This is a genomic window from Galactobacillus timonensis (assembly GCF_900240265.1).
GTDB lineage: Bacteria > Bacillota_I > Bacilli_A > Erysipelotrichales > Erysipelotrichaceae > Bulleidia > Bulleidia timonensis.
In genome coordinates, this window is record NZ_LT964753.1 from 1 (window position 1) to 951 (window position 951).

Below are 951 nucleotides of genomic sequence, written 5' to 3' on the forward strand. Positions count from 1 at the left end.
CTGTTTTGACGCCATTTTTGATGCTGTATCCATCCTCGATGTAGATGCTGCATTCATCTCCGGTGCTGACTCTGGTGGCGATAGCCTGAAGACCTTCTTTCTGGAGCCATGCGCCGAACTCATTCATTGTGTCAACGTCCATCTGCTCAATTTTGTCCAGAAGTACGAATCCGCATTTTGGATTCAGCTCTCTGACGATTGCAGTTGCAACGATCATCTGCTCCGATGACGACATGTTGTCCCAGCGCTGCCCTTTGTAAGTGAGTTCTCCATGATCGACTGAAAGTCCAGGAAGGGGCATCTTTGCATTGTTGAGCAGCTTCATGCGGTTGCTGCGGATTGTTTCAATGTCAGATGTCAGTTTGTCGTACTGATCTCTATATTCCTTTGCATCTTCTTCAGCTTTCTGTTTGTTGAGATTATCGCGGACCTTTGCATTGATCGCATCGATGCTTGAGATGCTTTCTTCGAGTTCTTCGGTGCTTTCCATTGCCAGCTCTGCCGGACTGTGGTCAGACTCTCTGATCTTCTCATTGATATCATGAAGCTGCTTTTTAAGTTCTTCGATCTTGTCTTCGATTCTCATGGCTTCTTTCTGAAGCGAAGCACTATCACGAATCCACTGCTGCCGCTGTGCGTTTCTGGCCAGAATATCCTGCTGTTTCTGGATCAGCTCAGACGCGGATACAATTTCATCCGGAACGCCATCCCATTGCGGCATTTCATCGGCATACTTCTTTTTCTGATCAGCGATCCTGCCGATCTCTGTCCGACGGGTGTAGTCAATGCTTTCCTGATTATCAAGCTTTGCAAGTTCATCACCGACTCCGATGATCTGCAGCAGAGTGTTTGCCTTTTCCTTCGCACTCGAATTGATAAACTTCGGGAGATCCAGCGCAAATGAGGAAATGAATGTGTCTAACAATTTCTGACCTGCTTTTCTTCCAGTAG

Annotated in this window: 1 protein-coding gene; it reads right to left on the minus strand. The window is 47.0% G+C overall.

Going from position 1 to position 951, the window contains the following annotated elements; genetic code table 11:
- Positions 1 to 925, minus strand: a 925-nt coding sequence (locus tag C1714_RS13745) for a chromosome segregation protein SMC (RefSeq protein ID WP_135567965.1), incomplete at its 3' end; no start/stop codon positions are given.
- Positions 926 to 951 lie beyond the last annotated feature (26 nt).